The sequence below is a fragment of the Virgibacillus oceani genome, from assembly GCF_014638995.1.
Classification (GTDB): Bacteria; Bacillota; Bacilli; order Bacillales; family Amphibacillaceae; genus Virgibacillus_E; species Virgibacillus_E oceani.
Genome location: NZ_BMFR01000002.1, coordinates 115,288 through 141,029 on the forward strand (window position 1 = coordinate 115,288; position 25,742 = coordinate 141,029).

Annotated in this window: 23 protein-coding genes and 1 tRNA gene; 7 read left to right on the plus strand and 17 right to left on the minus strand. The window is 37.8% G+C overall.

Annotated elements, in window-relative coordinates; all coding sequences use genetic code 11:
* Window positions 1-17 precede the first annotated feature (17 nt).
* The 3 genes from rnr to secG all read right to left on the minus strand — a co-directional run bounded on the left by rnr (window position 18) and on the right by secG (window position 3,332).
* On the minus strand, window positions 18-2,198 hold the full coding sequence (rnr, locus tag IEV74_RS04115) for a ribonuclease R (RefSeq protein WP_188454077.1): 2,181 nt from the start codon (window positions 2,196-2,198) through the stop codon (window positions 18-20).
* A gap of 64 nt (window positions 2,199-2,262) precedes the next feature.
* A complete protein-coding gene (locus IEV74_RS04120) occupies window positions 2,263-3,009 on the minus strand; it encodes an alpha/beta hydrolase (RefSeq protein WP_188454078.1) in 747 nt (248 codons plus the stop codon).
* An 89-nt stretch (window positions 3,010-3,098) separates the two neighbouring features.
* A complete protein-coding gene (secG, locus tag IEV74_RS04125) occupies window positions 3,099-3,332 on the minus strand; it encodes a preprotein translocase subunit SecG (RefSeq protein WP_188454079.1) in 234 nt (77 codons plus the stop codon).
* Window positions 3,333-3,508: 176 nt separating this feature from the next.
* Between secG and IEV74_RS04130 the strand changes: the two genes are divergently transcribed.
* Window positions 3,509-4,438, plus strand: a complete 930-nt coding sequence (locus tag IEV74_RS04130; protein ID WP_188454080.1) for an alpha/beta hydrolase — start codon at window positions 3,509-3,511, stop codon at window positions 4,436-4,438.
* A gap of 84 nt (window positions 4,439-4,522) precedes the next feature.
* A complete protein-coding gene (gene ptsP / locus IEV74_RS04135; protein ID WP_188454081.1) occupies window positions 4,523-6,235 on the plus strand; it encodes a phosphoenolpyruvate--protein phosphotransferase in 1,713 nt (570 codons plus the stop codon).
* Window positions 6,236-6,340: 105 nt separating this feature from the next.
* Here the strand turns inward: ptsP and IEV74_RS04140 are convergent, their stop codons facing one another.
* The 10 genes from IEV74_RS04140 to rpoN all read right to left on the minus strand — a co-directional run bounded on the left by IEV74_RS04140 (window position 6,341) and on the right by rpoN (window position 16,946).
* On the minus strand, window positions 6,341-6,916 hold the full coding sequence (locus IEV74_RS04140; protein WP_188454295.1) for a nitroreductase family protein: 576 nt from the start codon (window positions 6,914-6,916) through the stop codon (window positions 6,341-6,343).
* A 73-nt stretch (window positions 6,917-6,989) separates the two neighbouring features.
* A complete protein-coding gene (locus IEV74_RS04145; RefSeq protein ID WP_188454296.1) occupies window positions 6,990-7,946 on the minus strand; it encodes a nucleoside hydrolase in 957 nt (318 codons plus the stop codon).
* Between the two features lie 315 nt (window positions 7,947-8,261).
* A complete protein-coding gene (gene eno, locus IEV74_RS04150; RefSeq protein WP_188454082.1) occupies window positions 8,262-9,548 on the minus strand; it encodes a phosphopyruvate hydratase in 1,287 nt (428 codons plus the stop codon).
* 13 nt (window positions 9,549-9,561) lie between these two features.
* Window positions 9,562-11,100 carry a 2,3-bisphosphoglycerate-independent phosphoglycerate mutase gene (gene gpmI, locus IEV74_RS04155; RefSeq protein ID WP_188454083.1) on the minus strand — a complete coding sequence of 513 codons (1,539 nt, stop codon included), beginning with the start codon at window positions 11,098-11,100 and terminating at the stop codon, window positions 9,562-9,564.
* Complete coding sequence (tpiA, locus tag IEV74_RS04160; protein WP_188454084.1) at window positions 11,097-11,855, minus strand: triose-phosphate isomerase; 759 nt, start codon at window positions 11,853-11,855, stop codon at window positions 11,097-11,099. Before tpiA ends, gpmI begins: the two co-directional genes overlap by 4 nt.
* A 17-nt stretch (window positions 11,856-11,872) precedes the next feature.
* Window positions 11,873-13,054 (minus strand): phosphoglycerate kinase, encoded by a 1,182-nt coding sequence (locus IEV74_RS04165; RefSeq protein WP_188454085.1) that lies wholly within the window; start codon window positions 13,052-13,054, stop codon window positions 11,873-11,875.
* Between the two features lie 137 nt (window positions 13,055-13,191).
* Window positions 13,192-14,202, minus strand: a complete 1,011-nt coding sequence (gap, locus tag IEV74_RS04170) for a type I glyceraldehyde-3-phosphate dehydrogenase (RefSeq protein ID WP_188454086.1) — start codon at window positions 14,200-14,202, stop codon at window positions 13,192-13,194.
* A 40-nt stretch (window positions 14,203-14,242) separates the two neighbouring features.
* Window positions 14,243-15,271 carry a sugar-binding transcriptional regulator gene (locus IEV74_RS04175; protein ID WP_188454087.1) on the minus strand — a complete coding sequence of 343 codons (1,029 nt, stop codon included), beginning with the start codon at window positions 15,269-15,271 and terminating at the stop codon, window positions 14,243-14,245.
* A 128-nt stretch (window positions 15,272-15,399) separates the two neighbouring features.
* Window positions 15,400-15,651: a glutaredoxin family protein gene (locus IEV74_RS04180; RefSeq protein ID WP_188454088.1), complete on the minus strand. Its 252-nt coding sequence runs from the start codon at window positions 15,649-15,651 to the stop codon at window positions 15,400-15,402.
* A 2-nt stretch (window positions 15,652-15,653) separates the two neighbouring features.
* Window positions 15,654-16,946 (minus strand): RNA polymerase factor sigma-54, encoded by a 1,293-nt coding sequence (gene rpoN / locus IEV74_RS04185; RefSeq protein WP_188454089.1) that lies wholly within the window; start codon window positions 16,944-16,946, stop codon window positions 15,654-15,656.
* Between the two features lie 216 nt (window positions 16,947-17,162).
* Here rpoN and IEV74_RS04190 point away from each other — a divergent pair, with 216 nt between their 5' ends.
* Window positions 17,163-17,930, plus strand: coding sequence for a potassium channel family protein (locus IEV74_RS04190; RefSeq protein ID WP_188454090.1), 768 nt, complete (start codon window positions 17,163-17,165; stop codon window positions 17,928-17,930).
* Window positions 17,931-17,940: 10 nt separating this feature from the next.
* Here IEV74_RS04190 and IEV74_RS04195 read toward each other — a convergent pair whose 3' ends face one another.
* From IEV74_RS04195 to IEV74_RS04210, 4 genes are all read right to left on the minus strand, one after another.
* Window positions 17,941-18,150 (minus strand): hypothetical protein, encoded by a 210-nt coding sequence (locus IEV74_RS04195; RefSeq protein WP_188454091.1) that lies wholly within the window; start codon window positions 18,148-18,150, stop codon window positions 17,941-17,943.
* Between the two features lie 105 nt (window positions 18,151-18,255).
* Window positions 18,256-19,785 carry a solute symporter family protein gene (locus tag IEV74_RS04200; RefSeq protein ID WP_188454092.1) on the minus strand — a complete coding sequence of 510 codons (1,530 nt, stop codon included), beginning with the start codon at window positions 19,783-19,785 and terminating at the stop codon, window positions 18,256-18,258.
* 3 nt (window positions 19,786-19,788) lie between these two features.
* Window positions 19,789-20,139 carry a DUF485 domain-containing protein gene (locus IEV74_RS04205; RefSeq protein ID WP_188454093.1) on the minus strand — a complete coding sequence of 117 codons (351 nt, stop codon included), beginning with the start codon at window positions 20,137-20,139 and terminating at the stop codon, window positions 19,789-19,791.
* 479 nt (window positions 20,140-20,618) lie between these two features.
* Window positions 20,619-20,694 (minus strand) — tRNA-Arg (locus IEV74_RS04210).
* A 229-nt stretch (window positions 20,695-20,923) separates the two neighbouring features.
* Here IEV74_RS04210 and IEV74_RS04215 point away from each other — a divergent pair.
* From IEV74_RS04215 to IEV74_RS04230, 4 genes are all read left to right on the plus strand, one after another.
* A complete protein-coding gene (locus tag IEV74_RS04215) occupies window positions 20,924-21,928 on the plus strand; it encodes an ABC transporter ATP-binding protein (protein WP_188454094.1) in 1,005 nt (334 codons plus the stop codon).
* On the plus strand, window positions 21,925-22,920 hold the full coding sequence (locus tag IEV74_RS04220) for an ABC transporter ATP-binding protein (RefSeq protein ID WP_188454095.1): 996 nt from the start codon (window positions 21,925-21,927) through the stop codon (window positions 22,918-22,920). Before IEV74_RS04215 ends, IEV74_RS04220 begins: the two co-directional genes overlap by 4 nt.
* A gap of 37 nt (window positions 22,921-22,957) precedes the next feature.
* Complete coding sequence (locus IEV74_RS04225) at window positions 22,958-24,598, plus strand: ABC transporter substrate-binding protein (protein ID WP_188454096.1); 1,641 nt, start codon at window positions 22,958-22,960, stop codon at window positions 24,596-24,598.
* A gap of 95 nt (window positions 24,599-24,693) precedes the next feature.
* On the plus strand, window positions 24,694-25,698 hold the full coding sequence (locus IEV74_RS04230; protein WP_188454097.1) for an ABC transporter permease: 1,005 nt from the start codon (window positions 24,694-24,696) through the stop codon (window positions 25,696-25,698).
* Window positions 25,699-25,742: the final 44 nt, after the last annotated feature.

Below are 25,742 nucleotides of genomic sequence, written 5' to 3' on the forward strand. Positions count from 1 at the left end.
TTCAAGTTAAATATGGATTATTTAATTTTTTTCTTATTCTTTTTACCTTTTTTCTGTGGACGTTTACTGCTAACCATTTCAAAATCTACTGCATGTTCATCTATGTTTACACTATCCACACGAACTTCAACTTCATCACCAATACGATAAATATTTCCGGTTCGTTCACCAATCAGTGCATAGCTTCTTTCATCAAAATGGTAGTAATCGTCTGTTAATGTGCTAACATGAACGAGTCCTTCAACGGTATTTTCCAATTCGACAAACATTCCGAAATTAGTAACAGAGCTAATTATACCAGTAAATTCTTCGCCAATTTTATCTTGCATAAATTCTGCTTTCTTCAAGTCATCCGTATCTCGTTCCGCATCAACTGCCGCTCGTTCCATTTCTGAAGTGTGTCGTGAAATTTCCGGCAAACGTTCTTTCCATTCCTGGATCGTCTGTTTATCCATACGTTTTTCAATCAGATATGTTCGGATTAAACGATGGACAATCAAATCTGGATATCTTCTGATCGGAGATGTGAAATGTGTATAAAACTCTGTCGCCAAACCAAAGTGTCCAATACTTTGCGGGTCATATTTTGCCTGTTTCATTGACCGTAGCATTAGTTTGGATACGATCATCTCCTCAGGTTCGCCTTGTGCCTCTTCCAGTACCTTTTGCAATGACTGTGGATGTATTTCATTGGCAGTGCCTTTTACAATGTAGCCAAGACCTGCAAGAAATTCGAAAAAGTGTTCTAATTTTCCATGATCCGGGTCTTCATGAACTCGATGTATAAATGGTACATCCATCCAATGAAAGTGCTCGGCAACTGTCTCATTTGCTGCCAGCATAAATTCTTCAATTAAGCGCTCTGCAACCGACCGTTCACGTAGCACGACATCTTTTGCTTTTCCGTTTTCATCAACCAAAACTTTAGCTTCTTTAAAATCAAAATCAATTGCACCCCGGCCCATACGCTTTCCTCTTAAAATCGATGCCAATTCCTCCATTTTTTCAAACATTGGTACAAGCGATTCATATTTGCTGCGAATTGTATCATCTTTATCTACCAAAATTTTATTCACATCACTGTATGTCATTCTTTCCGTTGTTTTAATGACACTTTGAAAAATTTCATGATTAACCACTTCACCTTTTGGATTAATTTCCATTTCACAGCCAAGGGTCAACCTGTCTGCTTTTGGGTTTAATGAACAAATCCCATTTGATAAGCGATGTGGAATCATTGGAATTACCCGATCAACTAAATAGACACTTGTCCCTCGTTCGAATGCTTCTTTATCCATAGGAGTGCCTTCTTTTACATAATAACTAACATCGGCAATATAAACCCCAAGCTTGTAATTACCGTTTTCCAGTTCTTTAACTGTCACGGCATCATCAAGATCTTTCGCATCAGCTCCATCAATCGTTACAATGACCTCATCACGTAAATCGTGCCGTTGTGCAATTTCTTCCTCCTTGATCGTATCTGGAGAATTTTTAGCTTGATCCAAAACTTCTTCTGGAAAATCGATTTTGATTCCATGTTTATAAATAATGGAGATAATGTCAATTCCCGGGTCGTTTTTGTGTCCAAGAATTTGAATTATCTCTCCTTCTGCACTCTTACGCCCTTCTGGATATTTTGTTATATAAACAATTACTTTATGTCCGCTTACTGCTCCATTTGTCATCCCTTTAGGTATAAAGATATCATTCGGAATCCGCTTATCATCCGCAACAACAAAACCGAATGAGCGATTATCTTCAAACGTTCCAACAACCGTGTGCACTGCTCGCTCAAGGATACGAATAACGGTACCCTCAGGACGAATATCACCCTCACTTTTCTTTTCCAGCCGAACCAGCACTTTATCATTATTCATTGCGGATGCGAGATCGGAGTGATGTATGTAAACATCTCTTTGGTCTTCATCTTCAGGGATCAAAAATGCAAAGCCTTTTGCGTGCATCTGGATTTTACCGCGAATTAAATTCATTTTTTCTGGCAAGCCGAACCGATTCTTCCTTGTACGAACTAATTCACCGGCATCTTCCAATTCGTTTAACGATTTTACAAGTTCTTTAAATTCATCTGCACTGTTAAAATCCAGCACTTCCTCCAATTCATTAACAGACAAGGGCCTTTGTCCATTTTCCTTAAAAAAATCAAGTATTTTCTCTTTACTATTATAATCGGTCATTTTGTTCACCTTCTTTCACATCTATTGTTTACCTATTATGACGATTTTTAATCAATCAAGTTTACTATTCTGCCCAATCCAGTGATTCTAAAAAGTGATAAATATCCTCATGCAGCTGCTCTTTTTCTTTATCTAATGTAATAACGTGTCCAGATTCTTCATACCATTTAATATCCTTTATGTCAGATTCAACGTTCTCGTAAATGTATGTCGCACTTTTTGTGTTAATCATTTCATCCTTTTCAGCCTGTATAACAAATGCCGGTGTATATATGGTATCGACATTATTTTTTACTTCTGTAATGAATTCACCCAGCTGCTGAAACATGGCTGATGCGTTTTCGAGCAAATGATTAACCTCATTTTCAATCGTTTCGTCCTCTTTACCTTCCAATTGTTTAAATTCCTTAGCAAATGTACGAAACCCCTGTGTTAGTTGTTTTTCATTGTCAAAAAACATTGGGGAGCACATCGTAATAATTGATTTTAGCCGTTCGGAATATGCTAGTTTCAAGCCTAAAACTCCACCAAGCGATAATCCGGCAACAGCGACTTCTTTGTAGCCAAGATCATGCAAATGTTGTAAAGCATTTTGCACATCCTCCCACCACTGTGCGGAATTTGCTTTGATCAATTCCTCTGGAGGCAATCCATGGCCTCGGTAAATCGGGGCATGGCATGTATAACCCTTTTTCTCTAAAAATCTTCCAAGCATGCGTACATCTGCTGAATGACCTGTAAACCCATGTAGTAATAATACCGCACGAGGACCAGCTTCAAACGTAAATGGTTCCGGTAATTTAATTTTCATTTTGCTGCATCTCCTTCTTGACTGTACCTTTGTATATTATGGCAAAAAAAATAATCCCTTACCATAAATTTGGCAAAGGATTATTTTTACTATTGTAAAACATATGCGCTTAAGAATGCTAGAACAAATAACAGAATTCCTGTAACCACCGTAGAACGGTGTAATACTAAATCAGCACCTCTTGCCTTTTGTTTACCAAATAATTGTTCAGCACCACCTGAAATAGCTCCGGAAAGACCTTCACTTTTTCCAGATTGTAATAGTACCAGAATAATCATAATAACTGCATCAACTACTAATAATATGTGTACCAAAGCTTCCATGTTACTAAAGCACCTCCTGCAACGTGCAAATACCTACTTGTACTTTAGCACAATTATGTTTTACTTAGCAAGTGAATTTTTTTGAAAAATACGGACGCATAACATAACCTTGGACCTTTTATGAAATTAATTTTATTATTGTCTTAGGAAGTTTATTAAAGGCGGGTGATAAAAAAGTGGAAAATGAGTACTGGCTAAGAATGAGTGATGATGCTGATATATATGTAAAAAAGTGGTTTGAACCAAATCGTAAACCTAAGGCAATCCTGCAGCTGGCCCATGGTATGGTCGAACATATTGAGCGGTACAACGATTTTGCCAGTTTTCTAATCAAACACGATATTTTTGTATATGGCAACGATCACCGTGGACATGGGAAGACTGGGGAAAGGCAGGGATTACTGGGTTTTCTAGCTGAGAAAGATGGTTTTCAAATCGTAACCGAGGACCTTTTTGAAGTAACGAAGAAAATTAAATCTGATTTTCCAAATATACCTGTATTTATGCTCGGTCATAGTATGGGGTCTTTTTTAGGACGAAATTATATCCAATCCCATAGCAATGAAATTGATGGCATACTATTATCTGGAACTGGTTATTTTCCGAAAATCAAAACATTCACCGGAAAACAATTATCTTCCCTTTTTCCACCAAGAAACCCGAACACTTTGATGAATTTTCTTACCTACTTCTCGTATAATAAAAAAATTGGCAATCGAAAAACTACCCTTGACTGGTTAACCAGTAATGAAAAAGCCGTTCAGGATTATATGAATGATCCCTACTGTGGTTTTGTACCAACAGCGAGATTCTTTTACGATTTAATGTCAGGAATCATAAACATTCAAGATAGTAACCGTATTGAAACCATACGGAAAGACCTGCCCTTGCTATTAATCAGTGGTGATATGGATCCAGTTGGTGATTACACAAAAGGGGTATGGAAAACAGCGAAATTGTATGAAAAAGCAGGTATGGAAAAAATAATGATACATATTTTTACAGATGGGCGTCATGAACTATTAAATGAAACATATAAAGATGAGGTTTACCACTCTATTTATAATTGGATTGTAAACGAAATAAATAGAAAATCTTCAGAATGAATTTTATTATTTGTACCTTGCTTCACAAGCGTATAAAATAAGAGGTGGTAAATAAAAACTAATACGAAAGGCTGATTTAATAGAATGGCAAATATAAATGGAATCGCAGCATCAAGTGGTATAGCAATTGCTAAAGCATACCAACTTGTCACACCAAATCTATCGTTTGACAGAAAAAAAGTCGATAATCCAAACGAAGAAGTGGAACGATTAAATAAAGCTCTTCTAACATCCAAACAAGAACTTGAGAAAATCAAGGAACATGCAAAGAAAGAAATTGGCGAGGAACATGCCGAGATCTTTTCAGCTCATTTGCTTGTTCTAAGTGATCCAGAACTTATTAATCCTATTAAAGAAAAAATTAAAACAGAAAATATGATGGCAGAGGCAGCACTTGAGGACACTGCAAATATGTTCATTGAAATGTTTAAAACGATGGATAATGAATATATGCGTGAACGTGCGGCAGATATTCAGGATGTCACTAAACGCGTATTGGCACATCTTCTTGGTGTTACGTTTCCTGATCCTGCATTAATTGATGAAGAGGTCATTGTAATTGCACAGGATTTAACACCTTCTGATACCGCACAATTAAACCGGCAGTTTGTAAAAGGATTTGCAACAGACATTGGCGGCCGTACCTCACATTCAGCAATAATGGCTAGATCACTTGAAATTCCAGCAGTTGTGGGGACAAAGGAAATCTCAAGTACAGTACATCAAAATGATATGATTATTGTAGATGGTTTGGAGGGAATCGTTATTGTCAATCCTTCCGAGGACGATATTGCGGCCTATAAAGAAAAACAGATAGCTTTTGGAAAACAAAAGGATATATGGGCACAATTGAAGGACGAACCAACAACAACTTCAGATGGTGAACAAGTGGAATTAGCAGCTAACATTGGAACCCCGGATGATGTTCATGGTGTTCTTAATAATGGTGGTGAAGGCGTTGGACTTTATCGAACTGAATTTTTGTATATGGGTAAATCGGATTTACCTACAGAAGATGAACAATACGATGCCTACAAATCTGTACTCGAACAAATGGGTGATAAGCCTGTTGTTGTAAGAACGCTAGATGTCGGTGGTGATAAAGAGTTAAGCTATTTGGATCTTCCAAAAGAGCTCAATCCATTCCTAGGTTTTCGTGCTATCCGTTTCTGTTTGGAAAATGAACCTGTTTTTAGGACGCAATTACGTGCCTTGCTGCGGGCAAGTGTCCATGGAAATTTAAAAATAATGTTTCCAATGATTGCAACATTAGAAGAATTCCGTCAAGCAAAAGCAATTCTATTGGACGAAGAAGAAAATTTAACCCGGGAAGGAATAGAAGTTTCCAACGATATCGAAGTCGGAATCATGGTAGAAATCCCGTCCACTGCGGTTATTGCACAGCAATTTGCTAAAGAGGTTGACTTTTTCAGCATTGGAACAAACGATCTTATTCAATACACTATGGCTGCTGATCGAATGAACGAGCGGGTATCTTACCTTTACCAGCCTTATCATCCAGCTATTTTAAACTTAGTTAACAATGTAATAGAAGCTGCACATGCTAAAGATAAATGGGTCGGTATGTGCGGCGAAATGGCAGGGGATCCAATTGCCATTCCTATTCTGTTAAGTCTTGGATTGGACGAATTCAGCATGAGCGCGACTTCCATATTACCAGCTCGTACACAAATTAAAGGATTATCAAAAGGGAAACTAGCTTCATATAAGGACAAACTTTTAAACATGGCGACAGCTGAGGAAGTTGTTGAATTTGTTAAGGAGAAAGCAAAATAATTTGAATAAAAACTCGCTTAAACTATTCGTTTATGCGAGTTTTTATTGTACAATCTTTTCACTTAAAAATCCGTTCTGGCATTTGTACGTATTCCCCTTGTTGCCTCATTCTATAATCTCAAGCTTTTGTTCAATATTGGTCCTCTCTTTTTTTCGTGGTGTTTTTTTCGGATATCCTATCTGCAGAACTGCTGCTACCTTATAATTGTTACTATCCAAGCCAATCTCACGTACAAACTCAGGATCGTGCATATAGGGTGTGATTGTCCAAAGCATCCCGACATTATAGGACCATGCAGCAAGCTGAGCATTCTGAATAAATGCACAAACCGATGCATACTCCTCTTCATATCGAACAGGGTCCCGCTCTTTCGCAAAATAAACTAATGCATGATGCGGAATTTCCAGCATAAAATTTTTCATAGAATCAATCATCTTCAGTGTCTTTGGATCATCATTTTCCTTTAGCATTCCTATCCGCTTATAACTGGCAATGATGGCATTTATAAATAGATACTTCCCTTCCTTTTGATATAGTTTTATCTTCCAAGGCTCTTTCATATAATGCGTAGGTGCAAAGGATCCATATGTAAAGATTTCTTTTAACAATTCAGTGTCCACTTCCTTTCCTGTGAAAGCGTGGATAGATCTTCGTTCAGAAATTGCTTTTAATAGTTCGATAGTGGTTCACCTCATGATAAAAAAGTCTACCTTTATCATAACAGATCGTGCTGCTGCAAAAATAGACTTTTCTCTAAAATTCCTCACCTGTCATAACAGACATAAATTCAGAATAAAACTTTTTATAATCAAGTTTTAATGCAATTCGATACGTCTTTTTAATGCCTTTTTTTTCTTCCACATATGGTCTTAAATCAGCAATGCTTTGACCTCTTGCATCTCCATTTAACGCCTGGACAATCTGAACTGGAAGATTATTAAATGTAAATAAATCTTCTCGAACTGTTGCCATTAATGTTAAGGCATCGTGAACCGGACTCCCTTCTATATTCGGATTTCTCGATTTATAAAAATCATAATAGTAGTCCAGAAGCGGTTTTATAATTTCTGTTCTTCCTGCGTTATTAATATAATTTACCATTTCAGGAGTTACAATTGCATATTCTGTTACATTTAATGGAATAATGGTCACATTATGTGCGTATCTTAATACAATCTGTGCAGCAATCGGATCAACATAAAAATTTGCTTCAGAAACTGGTGTGATATTGCCAGGAACCCAGAAGGCGCCACCCATAACATAAAAGCTTTTTACCTTATTCATGAATCCAGGATATAAAATAAACATTGTTGCGAGTGAAGTTAGCCGTCCGATATTTACGATTATTAATTCATCCTGATATTCCTCTATAATATCAACAATTTTAAAGAAATTTTCCAACGTACCATTTTGTGATTCCTGAGTAGGAATAATAGGTCCAAGACCATATTCTCCATGAATTTCCGGATAAAATGTTGGTATCTCGCCAGTCATCGGAATTTCAGCACCACCAATGATGATGACTTCCTCCTCTGAGATATTAAACAAATTTGTTAAATAATGTACACTTGTAATTGCACGCTCCCTAGGTACATTGCCATAGTCAGCAACAATGCCTACTAAATCAACCTGATCTTTGAAATATCCATAATTTAAGGCAATTACATCATCAATACCAATGTCACCAAAGAGCAGTACTTTTTTTTGCAACATGGATCGCTCCTCTCTTTGTAAAATTTTGTATCTTTATAACTTATACATTGCTAAGTTGTCTTATACATTCATCAATATTTTTAGCTTTGTATGGTAGTTTATCGATCTGATGATTATCCTTTATTTTGAACTTGGTATGGGCATTCATTGTGTTATGAGTGAGTTTTATCTTTGCTTATGGGCTCTCATCTGGACTACGAGTGAAAAGCTTATATTTAGAAAGTGTTTCCTCATGTTAAGTCCATTAGTTATTTTTTGTAACACAAAAAAAGAGACAGGTTTCCCTGCCTCTGCATAAAATTCTTTCCCTATTTATTTTTTTAAATTATAAAATGCACTTAATCCAGCATATTCGCCCATGCCAGCTAATTCATCTTCTATGCGTAATAACTGGTTGTATTTCGCTACTCGGTCTGTACGGGATGGTGCACCTGTTTTAATTTGGCCAGCGTTTGTAGCAACTGCAATATCAGCAATGGTAGCATCTTCCGTTTCACCAGAACGGTGAGAGATAACTGCAGTATATCCAGCACGTTTTGCCATTTCAATTGCCTCGAAGGTTTCTGTCAATGTACCTATTTGGTTCACTTTTACCAGTATTGAGTTTCCAACACCTTGCTCAATACCTTGTGCAAGCTTCTTCGTGTTCGTAACGAATAAATCATCACCGACTAGCTGTACACGGCCACCAAGACGATCAGTCAGAAGTTTATGCCCTTCCCAGTCGTTTTCGTCTAAGCCATCTTCAATTGAAATAATTGGATATTTATTAACCATTTCTTCATACCAGTCAACCATTTCAGCTGATGTACGAACAACACCTTCGCCTTTAAGATTGTATTTGCCGTCTTCAAAAATTTCAGATGAAGCCACATCCATTGCAAGCTTAACTTCTACGCCTGGTTTGTATCCAGCAGCTTCAATTGCTTCAACAATAGTTTGTAATGCTTCTTCGTTTGAACCTAAATTTGGTGCAAATCCACCTTCATCACCAACTGCAGTATTATACCCTTTTGATTTCAATACATTTTTTAATGAATGAAAGATTTCTGCACCTGTACGTAATGCTTCCTGGAATGTTGGTGCAGCAACAGGCATTACCATAAATTCTTGAATATCAACGTTGTTATCTGCGTGTTCACCGCCATTTAAAATGTTCATCATCGGTGTTGGCAGTGTCTTTGCATTAAACCCGCCTAAATAATTGTATAATGGCAGTTCTAAGTAACTTGCAGCCGCATGAGCTACGGCCATGGAAACACCTAAAATAGCATTTGCTCCCAAACTGCCTTTGTTTTCTGTACCATCTAAATCAATCATGATTCGATCAATAATGTTTTGACGTGTAACATCGACACCAATTATTTCAGGCCCAATAATTTCATTTACATTTTGTACTGCCTTCAATACACCTTTTCCTAAGTAACGGTCCTTGTCTCCGTCACGCAATTCAACTGCCTCGTACTCACCTGTTGATGCACCGCTTGGAACCAATGCAGCACCAAATGCACCTGATTCGGTAAAGACTTCTACCTCAACTGTTGGGTTACCGCGGGAATCTAATACTTCACGAGCATAAACATCTGTAATGTATGGCATAAAAATCTCTCCTTTATTTTTTTATTAATGATTTACCTGTCATTTCTTCCGGTTGTTTAATATCTAGCAAATCTAGTAATGTTGGTGATAAGTCGGCTAAAATTCCACCATCACGCAGCTCAACGTTATCTTTTGTTACAATTACTGGAACGGGGTTTGTTGTATGTGCGGTCATTGGATCACCCTTAAGTGTAACCACTTCATCCGAATTCCCATGATCTGCGGTAATAATTGCGTATCCATTAAGCTCTACTATTTTATCAACAACTTTTCCTAGACATTCATCCACTGCTTCAATGGCAGCAATTGTTGGTTTTAATTTACCGGAATGGCCGACCATGTCAGGGTTCGCAAAATTTAATATAATTGCATTTTGCGAACCCGTGTCAAGTTCCTTAAGAAGAGCATCGGTAACATCGAATGCACTCATTTCCGGCTTTAGGTCGTAGGTTGCCACTTTAGGCGAATTAATTAATATCCGCTTCTCACCCGGGAACTCTTGCTCTCGTCCGCCACTCATAAAAAACGTAACGTGTGGGTATTTCTCTGTCTCGGCAATCCGTAATTGATTCATATTGTTTTGCGAAAGCACTTCCCCGACAGTATTATCCAAATTAACTGGCTCATAGGCAACATACCCATCAACCGACTCACTGAAATTAGTTAACATAACAAAATCCAACTTTTTAGGAACACCTTCACCACGATCAAAATCACGAAAATCATCATTAGCGAATGTACGTGATATTTGTATTGCACGATCCGGCCTGAAATTATAGAAGATAATCGAATCCTCATCCTCAATTGTTGCAGTTGGATTTCCGTTTTCATCCGTTATTACGGAAGGTATGACAAACTCATCATATATACCATTTTCATAAGAATCCTCGACTAATTCGATTGGATCCCTGTAGCTTGGTCCTTCACCGTATACCATTGCATCGTACGCCTTTTTTACACGATCCCAGCGTTTATCACGATCCATTGAATAATAACGCCCAGATATTGTAGCAAATTTACCTACACCATATTCCTTCATTTTATCCTGCGTTTGCTTGATAAATCCTTTTGCTGTCTGTGGCCCAACATCACGTCCGTCTAAGAAAGCATGCACAAACACTCTATCCAATCCATTGTCCTTAGCTAGTTTCAGCAAAGCAAACAAGTGATTAATGTGGCTGTGAACACCGCCATCAGATAATAACCCGAAAATGTGAAGCGCCTTATTATGCTCTTTTGCATGCTTCATCGATCTTACAAACGCAGCTTTTTCAAAAAAGTCGCCTTCTTTAATCGATAGATTGACACGTGTTAAACTTTGATAAACTATTCTTCCGGCACCAATGTTTAAATGACCAACCTCTGAATTGCCCATTTGGCCATCCGGAAGTCCAACTGCTTCACCGCTTGCCTGTAATTGATTATGTGGATACTTGTTCCAATAGCGATCAAAATTTGGTGTATTTGCTTGCTTGACTGCATTCCCCATTAGTTCATCACGAATTCCAAATCCGTCGAGAATAATTAATGCAGCTAATTTATCTTGACTCATTTCGTACCTGCCTCCACAAGTGTTAAAAATGATTCTGCCTTAAGACTTGCACCGCCAACTAATGCCCCATCAATATCGGATTGTTCGAGTAATTCCTCAACATTCTCAGGCTTAACACTGCCACCGTATTGAATGATTACCTTTTGTGCAATTTCTTCATTTGTGACATTTTTAATTACATTACGTATATGCGTACATACTTCATTCGCATCTGCACTTGAAGCAGTTTTACCAGTTCCGATTGCCCAAATAGGCTCATATGCAATTATTGTATTTGCAACTTGATCATCAGTAAGGTCCACTAAGGCTTTTGTAATCTGTGTTTCCACATGATGCATTGTTTCATTAGCCTCTCGCTGCTCAAGTGTTTCACCAACACAGACAATTGGAATAAGACCGTGTTTGAATGCAGCATGTGTTTTTTTATTTACAGATTCGTTCGTCTCTGCAAAATATTCTCTTCGTTCTGAATGACCGATAACTACATGTGTTACCCCTACATCCTTCAGCATTACAGGACTAACTTCACCCGTATATGCACCATTTTCTTCATAATGCATATTTTGTGCACCAATTTTCACATTTGATCCTTTTGCTTTCTCAACCAATGATGGCAAAAAGAGAAATGGCGCACAGACAATTGCTTCTACATTGTTATTGTTCGGTACCTTTTTGGCAACTTCCTCAATAAATTGATCTGCTTCTGATAAAACCTTGTTCATTTTCCAGTTACCAGCAATTATATTTTTGCGCATCGTCTCACCTCATCAAATTATTTATTGTCTAATGCTTGTACCCCAGGAAGCTCTTTTCCTTCCATAAACTCTAGTGACGCCCCGCCACCAGTAGAAACATGGTCCATTGCATTAGCCAGGTCAAACTTTTCAACTGCAGCGGCTGAATCGCCACCGCCAATTATAGTATACCCATCAGTTTCTGCTAGCGCTTCGGCAACTGCTTTTGTCCCACCGGCAAATGCATCAAATTCAAATACCCCCATTGGCCCATTCCAAATAATAAGTTTTGAATCAGCAACAATGCTACGGTATGCTTCACGCGTTATCGGTCCAATGTCCAATGCTTCCCAATCAGCGGGAATTTCCGTAATATCCACTATTTTTGTGTTAGCAGTTTCGGAAAAATCATCTGCCACTACTGCATCTTCAGGAAGGATGAATTGAACACCTTTTTCTTCCGCCTTTTGCATAAAAACTTTTGCCAGGTCAATTTTATCTTCTTCCAATAGCGATTTTCCAATTTCAAAACCTTTGGCTTTAATAAACGTATAGGCCAGACCACCACCGATGATAAGATTATCTACTATATCTAATAGATTCTCAATAACATTGATTTTATCTTTCACTTTTGCACCGCCAATAATAGCTGTGAATGGTCTTTCAGGGCTTTCTAAAGCTTTTCCTAACACACTGATCTCTTTTTCCATTAAAAAGCCTGCAGCTGCCGGTAATTTTCCAGCAACACCGGCAGTCGAAGCATGCGCGCGATGTGCCGCACCAAACGCATCATTCACATAAAAATCAGCCATGTCAGCAAATGCCTGCGCTAACTCAGGAGCATTTTCTTCTTCACCGGGCTCAAAACGAACATTTTCAATTAAAAGGATGTCCCCATCACTGACCTGTGACAATGCCTCGTTTACTTCTTCTCCATAAACCGCATCTGTTTTGACGACATCTTTTCCAATTAAGTCACTTAGCCGTTTTGCAACGGGATCGAGACGCAGTTCTTCAACAACCTCACCCTTTGGACGGCCAAGGTGGCTTGCTAGAATTACAATAGCACCCTGTTCGGAAAGGTAGTTTATAGTCGGAAGTGCAGCCTTTATTCGTGTATCGTCTGTAACCTTTCCATCTTTCATCGGAACGTTAAAATCAACCCGGCAAAAGACCTTTTTTCCCGTTACATCAAGATCCTTCAGTGTTTTCTTATTCATCGTTTGGAAAACCTCCTTAATTCGCTGACAGTATGTACAGAATTACCTACTTGTTTTTCCCTTTAAGAGCTTTTTTAATCAAAAATGAGAAAAGGAGAGGAAAAACACTCCCTCCCCCATTATATATTAAATCATTCTTATATTCCTTGTTTTTTAATATATGCTGCTAAATCAACACAACGAGCTGAATATCCCATTTCGTTGTCATACCAAGAAACTACTTTTACCATATTGTCTTCAAGTGTCATGGTTGATTGTGCATCGAATAAGGAAGAATGCGTGTTACCAACAATATCACTAGAAACAAGAGGTTCTTCTGAGTAGCCTAAAACATCTTTTAAATCACCTTGTTCTGATGCCTCTTTAAATGCTTTATTAACTTCCTCTTCCGTTACATTTTTATCAAGCTCTGCAACCAAATCAACCAACGAACCGTCTGGTGTTGGTACACGAACGGCCATTCCATTCAACTTACCATTTAATTCTGGCAATACTTTACCAACAACTTTTGCAGCACCAGTTGTAGTTGGAATGATGTTTTGAGCTGCTGCACGTGCACGGCGATAATCTTTATGTGGAAGATCAAGAATTTGCTGATCGTTTGTATACGAGTGAACAGTTGTCATTAATCCACGTTTTAAGCCAAATTTCTCATGCAATACTTTTGCAAGTGGTGCAATACAGTTTGTTGTACAAGATGCATTGGATACAATGTGATGAATACTCGGATCATAATCTTGTTCGTTAACACCCATTACCATTGTTAGATCTTCTTCTTTAGCAGGTGCAGAAATAATAACTTTTTTAGCTCCAGCGTCGATATGCTTTTGTGCATCATTGCGGTTCGTGAAACGTCCAGTTGATTCAATTACGATTTCAACTCCAAGGTCGCCCCAGCCCAAGTTAGCCGGATCACGTTCGGAAAGTACCTTGATCTCGTTTCCGCCAACAACGATATTTGAACCATTAACAGTTACTTCTTGCTCTAATCTGCCATGTACAGAATCATATTTTAATAAGTGTGCCAACATATCAGCATCTGTCAAATCGTTTACTGCCACTACCTCAACATCATTATTATTAAGTGCTTGACGAAAAACATTACGTCCAATACGTCCAAATCCATTAATACCTATTTTTACAGCCATTTTATTTCCTCCTTAGAATTTTCATTGTAATGAAATATATTTAAAGGGACGTATCCCTTAATATCTGTTCTGCTGCTGCTTCATCTGTAATCAGCAAATCACTTTTGCCTTGTTCAAAATAAGAAGCAATCGCTTGTGCTTTTGAAATTCCTCCTGCAACTGTAATGACACAATCAACAGTCTTTAAGTCTTCTAATTGGATGCCAATCGTTCTAACCTTGTATACGACATCGCCTTCTTTGTTAAAATAATAGCCGAATGCCTCACTAACGGCATTGTTTTCATCTAACTTCCGGATAACTTGTTCAGGTGTTTTCCGGCGCATCGCCATCGTCTTAGCATCACCAATGCCATGCAACACAACATTTGCTCCACGAATCAATTGCAGAATCTCATTTATGGACGGTTCATTTATCATCGTTTGATAGGATATTTCACTTAACGGATCAGGAACATAAAGCATTCGGTAATCACCCTTCGCTTTCTTAGCCATCTCCGCTACGATCGTATTTGCCTGGTTCTCTACCTGCTCACCAATTCCGCCCCTTGCCGGAACAAACAAATATTGCTTCGACTCATCTAGCGGTGTCATTGTTTTGGCAACCGCCGCCATGGTCGTGCCACCCGTTACAGCAATCGTATAATTTGCGGGAATTCGAGACTTGAGAAAGGAAACGCACGCTTTTCCCATTTCCTGTTTCACCCAATCATGATGGTCACTATTACCAGGTACCACAATTACTTGACCTATTTGCAATTTATCCGTTAACTGCTTTTCTAAAACACTTAAACCCATTACATCCTTCATAAAATTGGATAACTGCTCTACAACTACCTTTCCCTCTTCTGTAATAAGCATTCCTTTTGACGTTACATTTATCAATCCCTGTTCATGTAAAAAGTCCACCTCGGCTCGCACATGGCGTTCGGTTAACGAGGAATGCTCGGCAAGCGAACGCCTGCCAATCGGCTGGAAAAACTGTACACTATTTAAAATCGTGTATCGCTGCTGCATAACTTCCAATAAATCAGGAAATAATTTTTTTTGTAAATCAATTAACGTTCTCATGAACAAGCCCCTCACCTGGACATTTTAAGTCCCACATGGTTGTAATATGTCCCGCTTGCTTCAAAAAAATACACAAAGGATTACTTTGTATATTTATAGTTTATCATAACCGAATAAATAATCAATGATTATGCACTTTTTGTCTCTTGTTTTAAAGCACCTTCAAGACTTTCCAAATTGATCTGTTCACAATTTAATTCTATTTTATTAATTTTTACAAATGGTATTAATAGTTGATATTCTTCCAGCCATTTATCATTCGTATAAATGTCCCTCTCTTCTATTGTGAATGCATATTCGTTTTGCAATAAAGTCAGCAGCGAACTAGCATCTTCACATAATGAGCAATTCTCTTTAGTATAAAATACGACATTTAACATGTTCAACCACCCGTTCCTTTTCTTTTAATCGAAGCAGGAATATTTAATTGCTCACGGTATTTCATAACAGTTCGGCGAGCGATAGTTATTCCAAATTCATTATATAATTGTTTTTTTATCATTTCATCTGATAATGGTTTTTGTTTATCCTCATATTCGATCAGCTCTTTCATCAGTTGTTTAATCACAAATGACGCTGTTTGTTTTCCATCACGTTGAGGAACCCCGGATTGCATGAAAAATTTAAGCGAAATAACACCATGCTTCGTTTGTACATATTTATTTGTTATCGTTCTGCTGATTGTTGAAACATGCATCCCTAATTCATATGCTATTTCTTTTAATGTTAACGGCTGAAGCATAAACGATCCATGTTCAAAAAACATATACTGTCGTTTTACAATTGACTGGATAACACGCTCTAGTGTTTGTTTCCGATATGAAACTGCCTGCTTTAACCAATCAATCTGTTTATATTTTTCCTTTAAATACACCGCGGCATCGCCTTTAAAGCTGGATAAATCTTTATACTCCTCGGTTATTTCAATTATAGGAGTATTCCATTTATAAAAAGAGATTTTTAGATTTCCATTTTCATTGTATATATGTGCTTCTGGTACGATGAATTCCGGAGCTGATGCTGACAGAAGCTGCCCAGGTTTTGGATGGCAGGCTTTTACTTGACGAAATATCTCATCTACAACTTCAATTGCCACTCCAAAATGTTCACAAATAGCTTCATCATTTTCCTCGGCAATCCAATCCAAATGCATCATTAGCAATTCTTCCATAAAGGGTTGATAAAATTGCATTTGTTTCAGCTGCAAATGAATGCATTCCTGCAATGTACGTGCACCTATACCAGATGGTTCTAATGTCTGTATCAAAGTTAATGCTTCCTGAACTTTCATTTCGGTTGTATTGCACTTTTCCGCCCAAAGCTCCAGACTAATATCCAAGTACCCATTTTCGTTTAACGAATCAATACCAAATAATATAATAGGTTTTATTTCGTCCGTTAGATTAACAGTATACAGCTGCTGCTTTAATTGATCGTACATCGTTAATTCTTTCTGATTTATTTCTCCGATTGCAGGTAAACTTGCACTTACAGATTTATAACTTGCTAAATCATGATCAAAATTAATTTCTTCTATTAAAGGGTTCTCCTTTGAAATCTCTTCAATATATTCGATTAATTCCATACCCGTATATTGAAGTAAATGAATCGACTGCAGCAGGGATTGATTCATTTTCCATTGTAAAGATTGCACCTGTGAAAGATTTTGTTTCAATTTAAAGTCCCCCATAAAATTGAATTATTCTAAGCCTTTTGTGGTGACTGTATTCATAAATCATTGTTATTACACAAAAAACGTAGACAGCGACATAAATTAAGCAGCATTTACATCTTCTTTTACTAAAAGGCAGCAAATTTTATTGAGTATATGCAATACACTATTATACAGGATAATGCTACAATATAGTTTACCAAGGAAACGAGGGTTTTTATGGAGCAGAATACAAAGACAAGAATAGCGCTGATATATGAATTAATTTTGGTTATTCTAGCATTTTTATCCGTGTTTTTAATATTTTCAGAGAATGTGGTAGTTCGCTATCTTGATAAAATTGTTTGGGCATTATTTTTTGCTGATGTAGTAATACGGTTTATTCTTGCCAAAAATAAATGGACATTTGTGAAAAAGAATCCATTTGATATTATTGCCGCAATACCGCTCGATGCTATTTTTCAAACGGCCCGAATTGCTAGGTTATTTCGGATTTTGCGATTATTTGCTATATCCAACAATTATTTCCCAAAATTTTTTAAGATCTTAAAGACGAACTACCTGGATCGTGTATTGATTGTAGCGGTGTTGATGATAGTTACAGGCGGAACCGTTGTTACGTTTACGGAGCCAAATATCAATACTTTTTCAGATGGTTTATGGTGGGCAATTGTTACGACAACAACGGTTGGTTATGGTGATATTTCCCCAGATACCATTAGTGGACGCGTCGTTGCAGTTATTTTAATGTTTATTGGTATTGGTATAATCGGAATGCTGACAAGTTCAATTACAACATTCTTTATAAGAGATCAAAAAAAGGAGCATCCAACTGTTGAATTTCTTCATCGACAGTTGAACCGTATTGATGAACTATCACCATCTGAACTAAATCACATTATAGCCATACTCAAGGAATATAAAAAAGAAGCCATCCATGGAAAAGAAGACATGGAAAGAAAATCGTCAGACATCAGAAACAACTGATGTCTGACGATTACCTTTTGTGCCGTCTCCTTACATAATCTTCATGTCTTTTACCATGTAAATATTCCCGATTTTTTTGTGAATACAAGTTTGCAGCACCCAATGCCAACATGATTAATAAAGCTCCAGTTACAATTCCAAAATTAAAGTATCCTAAATAAAAGCTTACGACTGTAGCCGCTAATAGAATAACGAATATATATATAAGAAATTTCTTCATGTTGATTCCTCTTTTCAGCTACCCAGTGCGTACAGCTTTTCAAGTTTACATATATAAAAATAGACTAACCATTTCCATTAATCAAGTTTTACGGTCTTTTTTGGATTATTCTCTATATCCAGTATTCGCCTTAACCTTCACTTTTGCGTAACGTTTTAAATTAACTTCTTTAGATAGCAGAGTTCCGACATACCCACCAATAAACCCTAACGGAACTGAAACGATAGCTGGGTTCGTAAATGGAAAAATGGGATCACCAACAAATATCGCCGCTCCTTCAACTGGTGAGAAAACATTTGGACTTATAATCACAAGAATTACAGATGTAAGTAACCCTGTCAGCATTGCCGATACAGCACCTGCTGTATTAAACCTTCTCCAGTAAATTGTATAAATAATTACGGGAAGATTTGCGCTTGCTGCAACACAAAAGGCAAGTGACACCAAAAAGGCGACGTTCATATTTTGTGCAAATAAAGCCAATAAAATAGAGAAAACCGCTACACCGAGTGATGCATATTTTGCAGCCAGCATTTGTTCTTTATCAGAAATCTTTCCTTTCTTAATGATCTGGCCGTAAATATCATGCGCAAAAGCAGATGCTCCCGATAATACGAGCCCGGCTACTACAGCCAATATTGTTGCAAATGCCACCGCAGAGACAAATGACATTAAAAAGTCCCCGCCCAATGCTTCAGCTAGTAATGGTGCTGCCATATTTCCAGCTGGATTAGCTTCTAATATCGTATCGAATCCGACAAATGCAGCTGCTCCAAACCCAAGAAATATAGTTAGGACATAGAATATACCTACAACCCATGTAGCCGTAACAACAGAACTGCGCGCCGTTTTAGCATCTTTAACGGTAAAAAAACGCATTAAGATATGTGGCAATCCAGCAGTACCTAGAACAAGAGCGATCATTAATGAAATGGTTCCGAGTGGATCTGTATATTTAAGGCCAGGCTGCAAATATTCCGCCCCATGGCTTGTAACCGTTTTCATTTCACTGAACATAGATAGAATATTAAAATCAAATTTTGCTAAAACAAGAAACGAAATAATAATAGTTCCAATCATCAAGAGTACTGCCTTTATAATCTGTACCCAGCTAGTAGCTGTCATTCCGCCAAATAGAACATAAATCGTCATCATAACACCAACGATTAATACCGCAACCCAATAATCAAGTCCAAATAATAATTGGATTAATGCACCTGCTCCTACGAGCTGCGCAATCATATAAAAGATAACGATTGTAATTGTATTTAGTGCTGCCACTCCCCGTACTTTCTTCGCATCAAAACGGGCATTGATCATATCAGCCAATGTGTATTTTCCTAGATTGCGAAGTGGTTCAGCTACGATAAATAATACAACTAAATATGCAATGAGAAAACCAATACTATAAAAGAAACCATCAAAACCAAATAGTGCAATAGCACCAGCTATACCTAGAAAAGAAGCAGCTGATAAGTAATCACCGGCAATTGCCAGACCATTTTGCCAGCCGGTTAATCCCCCTCCGGCCGTATAAAAATCACCCGTTGTTTTTGTTTTTTTAGCCGCGTAATATGTAACGACTAGTGTAAGTGCAACAATAAGAAGGAACATAATAACTACTGATGCATTCATGTACTATTTTCCCCCTTCCTTTAATAGTGATTCAATTACCTGATCCGCTTTCTTGTCGAATGAAGCTGATTTCTTTACATATACCGTACAAAGAACCCAAGTCATAATAAATTGTGCAAGTGCGAATATCCATGCCCACGAAATATCTCCAATGGCTGGAGTATTTAGAATGGTAGTGTACGATGTAAGAACTGGCAGTGAAAAATAAAAGACTAAGAAAAAAACCGTCATTGGAACGATAAACTTTTTTCTTTCTTGTACCAATTCCTTAAATTGAGCACCGTCCGCCACTTTTTCAAAATCGGGTTCTTCCCTATTCCTTGAAGAACTTTCTAACTCGTTTAAGCTTCCCATAAATTATTCCTCCCTTTTTTATAAGCCTTCATTGAAAAATTAGTAATATATGTAAGCTAACTTTCAATGTATATATAATATATTGAAATTATTAATTATTCAATCAATTATAACGAAAATAGACCCTTGTACCTAAAATTTACTAGAGAAAAAAATATTGAGCATAACGGTATAGTATTTTATAAGACTTCTTCGCTTATTTCGTCGTTTCGGTAAAAGCGACGGAAGTATTACATTTTATGATGCTCTTCGATTCCGCAGCCCGTATACACTTCTGTTTCCGTGTATACGGCCTGCTAGTGAAAATATATGATTATTTGCTGCTTATCTTTTACCCGTAAATATAATCGAGTAAAAAGCACAATATATATTTCCAGAACGGTGGCAAAAGCATTAGTTATGTCGCAGTTTACGTCTATTGTGTATAAATTAAAAAGACAAGGAGCAAATAATATACTCCTTGTCTTTTTTCTATTTAGCGCGCCCGGAGGGATTCGAACCCCCGACAGGCATGGTACCGGAAACCATCGCTCTATCCAACTGAGCTACGGGCGCAAGATATAATCTTTTCAATCGACACATAGGCTATTATAACGTCTCAATAACACAGATACAAGACTTTTTTAAACAATCCAGTGAATTTTAGGTTCAATTCCTATTATTTTTGAGAAAAAAGAGAAAAACCCAAGAAAAGGAATAAACCCATGTATAATGTACGTTAATTCAAAAGAATCTAACTACTCAAAACTATTTCACAACTATTTCACAACAAAGGAGGATACATATGGTTAAAGAATCTCCACTGCTCAAAGTCAGCAACTTACATACACACTTTTTCACAAAGTCTGGAGTGGTAAAAGCTGTTGATGGTGTCGATTTTGATATTAACCCCGGTGAAACACTCGGGATTGTTGGAGAATCAGGATCAGGTAAAAGTATTACTGCAATGTCTATTCTGGGATTAGTTCCCTCTCCTCCAGGAAAAATCGTAAACGGTGAAGTTCTTTTCAAAGGTGAAAACCTTGTTACGAAAACGGATAAACAGATGAGGAAAATCCGCGGAAAAGAAATTTCTATGGTTTTTCAGGATCCCATGACATCCTTAAATCCTGTTTTTACGGTTGAAAAGCAGATGGTTGAAACCATTTTAGCACACGAAAATATGTCAAAAAAACAAGCAAAAGAACGCACTATTGAATTACTGGACTTAGTAGGAATTCCTGATCCGCAAAAACGATTGAAAAACTATCCGCACGAATTCAGCGGAGGAATGCGGCAGCGGGTAATGATTGCAATGGCATTATCCTGCAATCCTTCCTTACTCATTGCCGATGAACCAACAACAGCACTTGACGTGACAATCCAGGCACAAATTTTAGAGCTTTTTAAGAAAATGCAAAAAGAACTTGATATGGCAATCATTATGATTACCCATGATCTTGGAGTTGTTTCAGAAGTTTGTGACCGAGTTATGGTCATGTATGCGGGAAAACCGGTAGAATTTACGGATACAGCCAACCTTTTTGACGATGGTAAGCACCCGTACACCCTTGGACTAATGAATTCAATACCAAAAATAACAACAGATAAACAAAAACTAGAGGCCATTGATGGTGTTCCACCTGACTTACGTGCACTTCCGAAAGGCTGCAGTTTTGCACCAAGATGCAAGCATGTAATGGAGAGCTGTTTGACAATCGATCCTGGTTTAAAAGCAATAGATGACAACCACCTTGTCCGCTGCTTGTTATACGAGGAATCAGAATCTAAGAAGGCGGTTACCCCATGAGTACATTATTAGAAGTAAAAGACTTAAAAAAACATTTCCCATTAAAAGGGCAAGCACTATTTTCCAAGGATAAACCTGTGCTTAAAGCAGTCGACGGAATATCGTTTTCAGTAGAAACCGGGGAGACACTTGGCCTTGTTGGAGAGAGCGGATGCGGCAAATCTACTGCAGGCAGATCTATATTAAAGCTATTGGAACCAACTGAAGGCGAAGTTATTTTCAAAGGGGAAAATATTACAAAACATCGCGGTGAGAAATTGCGTAAGCTCAGAAAAGATATGCAATTCATTTTTCAGGATCCTTATGCCTCATTGAATCCTAGAAAAACGATTGAACAAATTATTACAGAACCAATGAAAATATTTAATATACCAAAAGCAGAACGAAACAAAAAGCTAACAAGATTATTGGATGTAGTTGGATTAAGTTCCTATCACAAGCATCGCTATCCTCACGAATTCAGCGGAGGACAGAGGCAGCGAATTGGCATTGCCCGATCATTAGCATTGGACCCGGATCTTGTGATTTGCGATGAGCCTGTCTCAGCACTTGATGTTTCGATTCAAGCACAGGTAATTAATCTAATGGAAGATTTACAGGAAGAATTTAATCTTACATACATTTTTATCGCACACGACTTAAGTGTTGTTCATCATATTAGCGATCGTGTAGCAGTCATGTATTTAGGAGAGCTCGTGGAAATAGGTGAAGCAAATGAGCTCTATCAAAATCCAAAGCACCCATACACACAAGCACTTCTATCGGCTGTTCCAGAAGCAAACCCACACCGAGATAAACAGCGAATTATTTTAAAAGGTGACCTTCCTTCACCTGCAAATCCGCCACAAGGCTGTAAATTTCATACCAGATGCCCGTTTGCAGAGGAAATATGCCGCACCCAAGAACCCAAACTAAAAAAAGTATCAGCAACAGGTCAAATGGCATCCTGTCATTTTGCTGAGGAGGTGGTCAATGCGAACGAACCACTTTAACTTGAATATTTAAATTTAAATTTAAGGGGGAACTATCTTGAAGAAGCGTAATTTATTAGCATTATTTAGTTTACTTTTTGCAATCGTATTATTTGTAAGTGCATGCAGTGATGATGCAAATTCGACAGATAGCGATTCAAGTGCAAATTCCACTGATGATGAACAAGCAACGGAAGAAGCTTCTGGGGAAAAAACACTGATATTCGGACGTGGTGCAGATTCTATTCAATTGGATCCATCAAAGATTACAGATGGTGAATCAATTTATGTTACGAATCAAATCTATGATACCCTTGTTCGTTATAAAGAGGAAAATACAGAGGTTAGACCAGCACTAGCAACGGAATGGACACCTAGTGAGGATGGTTTAACATGGACATTCAAGCTGCGGGATGATGTTAAATTCCACGATGGAACAGATTTTACCGCAGAGGATGTTGTCTTTAACTTTGAGCGCTGGGCAACATCAGCTGAATATATCTACTACGGCTATATGTTTGGTGCTTCTGAGGATGATCTTGGAGGAATTATTGAAAAAGTCGAAGCAACAGGTGATTATGAAGTTAAATTCACCTTATCTGAACCAAATGCTCCATTCCTGCAAACCCTAGCAATGCCGCCATTCGGAATTGCCAGCCCTGAGGCTGTCGAAGAGTTCGGAGAGGACTATTTTAAAAATCCAGTTGGTACAGGACCATTTGTATTTGAAGAATGGGTTCCAGATGATAGTATCACAGTTACAAAAAATGAAGATTATTTCGGTGAGACCGCTAACGTTGATAAAGTAATTTTCCGTACAATTCCAGATAATGGTGCTCGCTTTATGGAACTGCAATCAGGTTCAATTGATCTGATGACAGGACTTAACCCGCAAGATATTCAAACAGCAGAAAGTGATGAAAATCTGCAAATTATCCGCCGGCCATCAATGAACGTTAGCTATATGGCAATGAACACAAGTAAAGAAGGTCCGATGTCGGAAAAATTAGTTCGTCAGGCTATTAATCTGGCAATTGATAAGGAAAAGCTTATAACACTTTATGAAGGTATCGGCAAAGCAGCTAAAAATCCAATTCCACCTTCACTTTGGGGATATAACGATGACATAGAAGACTATGGATATGATGTGGAACAGGCGAAAGCATTATTAGCCGAAGCTGGCTATGCAGATGGATTTGATATAACGCTGTACACATTTGCAAATCCTAGACCATATATGCCACAGCCAAAAGTTACTGCTCAAGCAATTCAAGAAATGTTGAAGGCTGTAAATATCAATGTAGAGATTATTGAAAACGACTGGGATACACATTTAGCTGCGACGGAAAATGGCGAACATGATATGGCATTCCTTGGATGGACTGGTGATAACGGGGATCCAGATAACTTCCTATATGTTCTTTTAGATAAAGACAATGCGAAGATGGGATCTGCCGGAAATATTGCTTTTTATAAGAGTGATGAAGTACATGATTTATTGAAAGCTGCGCAAACGGAAATGGATCAGGAAAAACGAACAGAACTATATTTAAAAGCACAGGAAATCATTCATGAGGATGCACCATGGTTCCCTATCGCACATACGACACCTCCGATTGCAGCAAGTAAAAATGTAGTAGATTATGTTCCGCATCCAACTGGAAGTGAACCATTTAACTTATTAGATATTAAGGAATAGATTTACAACTATTTCCCTAAATGGAGAATACAGAGAGTGTCTCTTAAACACATGAGACACCCTCGTATACTCCAGATAAACGGAGGAATCAAACCATGCTAAAATACATTATCCGAAGACTATTTATGCTTATCCCCGTTCTAATTGGTGTTTCCATCCTAACTTTTTCTCTCATTCATCTCATACCGGGGGATCCAGCGAGAAGCATGCTTGGTGAAAAGGCCACTGAAGCCCAGTTAGAGTCATTACGGGAAGAACTCGGTCTTAACGATTCTTATATTGTGCAGTATGGACGCTTTCTAGGGGATATCCTTCAGGGAGATTTAGGTGAGTCCATACAATCAAAGGAAGATATCGCAATTCAATTATTACATAAACTGCCTGCAACAGTAGAACTTACCATATTTGCAATGCTCCTTGCAGTTGTAATAGGAGTTTTAGCCGGTGTTGTTGCCGCAGTCAAACAATATTCGTGGTTTGACAATTTAAGTATGACTGGTGCATTGTTTGGTGTTTCACTGCCAATATTTTGGCTTGGATTAATGATGATTTGGCTCTTTTCCGTAACGCTGAATATTTTGCCGCCATCCGGTAGATTAACCGCTGGTGTTGAATTGAATACGATCACAAACTTTTATTTATTAGATAGTATATTAACAGGTAATTGGGTTGCCTTTAAAGATGCATTTTCACACCTATTAATGCCTGGACTTGCGCTTGGGACAATACCAATGGCTATAATTGCCAGGATGACGCGTTCCAGTATGCTTGAGGTTATGCGTCAGGATTATATTCGTACTGCAAACGCAAAAGGTTTAAAAAAGTATCTAGTTATATTCCAGCATGCATTAAAAAATGCCTCATTGCCGGTATTAACAGTAATAGGTTTACAATTTGGACTATTACTGGGCGGGGCTGTTTTAACAGAGACAATCTTTTCTTGGCCTGGTATTGGACGATATGTATATCTGGCTGTTCTCGGACGTGATTATCCAGTGGTCCAGAGCACTATATTAATTGTCGCAACCATTTTTGTTCTAATTAACTTACTTACAGATATACTCTACAAGTATTTCGACCCTAGGATAAGGTATGAGTAAGAATTCATTCTAGGTGAAATAAATGACTAATAGGAAAGGATGTG

What these genes read in the sequence shown, in the direction of transcription:
- IEV74_RS04220 (WP_188454095.1), top strand. Translation starts at nt 21,925, where the DNA reads ATGAGTACATTATTAGAAGTAAAAGACTTAAAAAAACATTTCCCATTA.
- IEV74_RS04190 (WP_188454090.1), top strand. Translation starts at nt 17,163, where the DNA reads ATGGAGCAGAATACAAAGACAAGAATAGCGCTGATATATGAATTAATT.
- secG (WP_188454079.1), bottom strand. Translation starts at nt 3,332, where the DNA reads ATGGAAGCTTTGGTACACATATTATTAGTAGTTGATGCAGTTATTATG.
- ptsP (WP_188454081.1), top strand. Translation starts at nt 4,523, where the DNA reads ATGGCAAATATAAATGGAATCGCAGCATCAAGTGGTATAGCAATTGCT.
- eno (WP_188454082.1), bottom strand. Translation starts at nt 9,548, where the DNA reads ATGCCATACATTACAGATGTTTATGCTCGTGAAGTATTAGATTCCCGC.
- rnr (WP_188454077.1), bottom strand. Translation starts at nt 2,198, where the DNA reads ATGACCGATTATAATAGTAAAGAGAAAATACTTGATTTTTTTAAGGAA.
- IEV74_RS04200 (WP_188454092.1), bottom strand. Translation starts at nt 19,785, where the DNA reads ATGAATGCATCAGTAGTTATTATGTTCCTTCTTATTGTTGCACTTACA.
- tpiA (WP_188454084.1), bottom strand. Translation starts at nt 11,855, where the DNA reads ATGCGCAAAAATATAATTGCTGGTAACTGGAAAATGAACAAGGTTTTA.
- gap (WP_188454086.1), bottom strand. Translation starts at nt 14,202, where the DNA reads ATGGCTGTAAAAATAGGTATTAATGGATTTGGACGTATTGGACGTAAT.
- IEV74_RS04165 (WP_188454085.1), bottom strand. Translation starts at nt 13,054, where the DNA reads ATGAATAAGAAAACACTGAAGGATCTTGATGTAACGGGAAAAAAGGTC.
- IEV74_RS04175 (WP_188454087.1), bottom strand. Translation starts at nt 15,271, where the DNA reads ATGAGAACGTTAATTGATTTACAAAAAAAATTATTTCCTGATTTATTG.
- IEV74_RS04180 (WP_188454088.1), bottom strand. Translation starts at nt 15,651, where the DNA reads ATGTTAAATGTCGTATTTTATACTAAAGAGAATTGCTCATTATGTGAA.
- gpmI (WP_188454083.1), bottom strand. Translation starts at nt 11,100, where the DNA reads ATGAGTCAAGATAAATTAGCTGCATTAATTATTCTCGACGGATTTGGA.
- IEV74_RS04230 (WP_188454097.1), top strand. Translation starts at nt 24,694, where the DNA reads ATGCTAAAATACATTATCCGAAGACTATTTATGCTTATCCCCGTTCTA.
- IEV74_RS04195 (WP_188454091.1), bottom strand. Translation starts at nt 18,150, where the DNA reads ATGAAGAAATTTCTTATATATATATTCGTTATTCTATTAGCGGCTACA.
- IEV74_RS04205 (WP_188454093.1), bottom strand. Translation starts at nt 20,139, where the DNA reads ATGGGAAGCTTAAACGAGTTAGAAAGTTCTTCAAGGAATAGGGAAGAA.
- IEV74_RS04215 (WP_188454094.1), top strand. Translation starts at nt 20,924, where the DNA reads ATGGTTAAAGAATCTCCACTGCTCAAAGTCAGCAACTTACATACACAC.
- IEV74_RS04120 (WP_188454078.1), bottom strand. Translation starts at nt 3,009, where the DNA reads ATGAAAATTAAATTACCGGAACCATTTACGTTTGAAGCTGGTCCTCGT.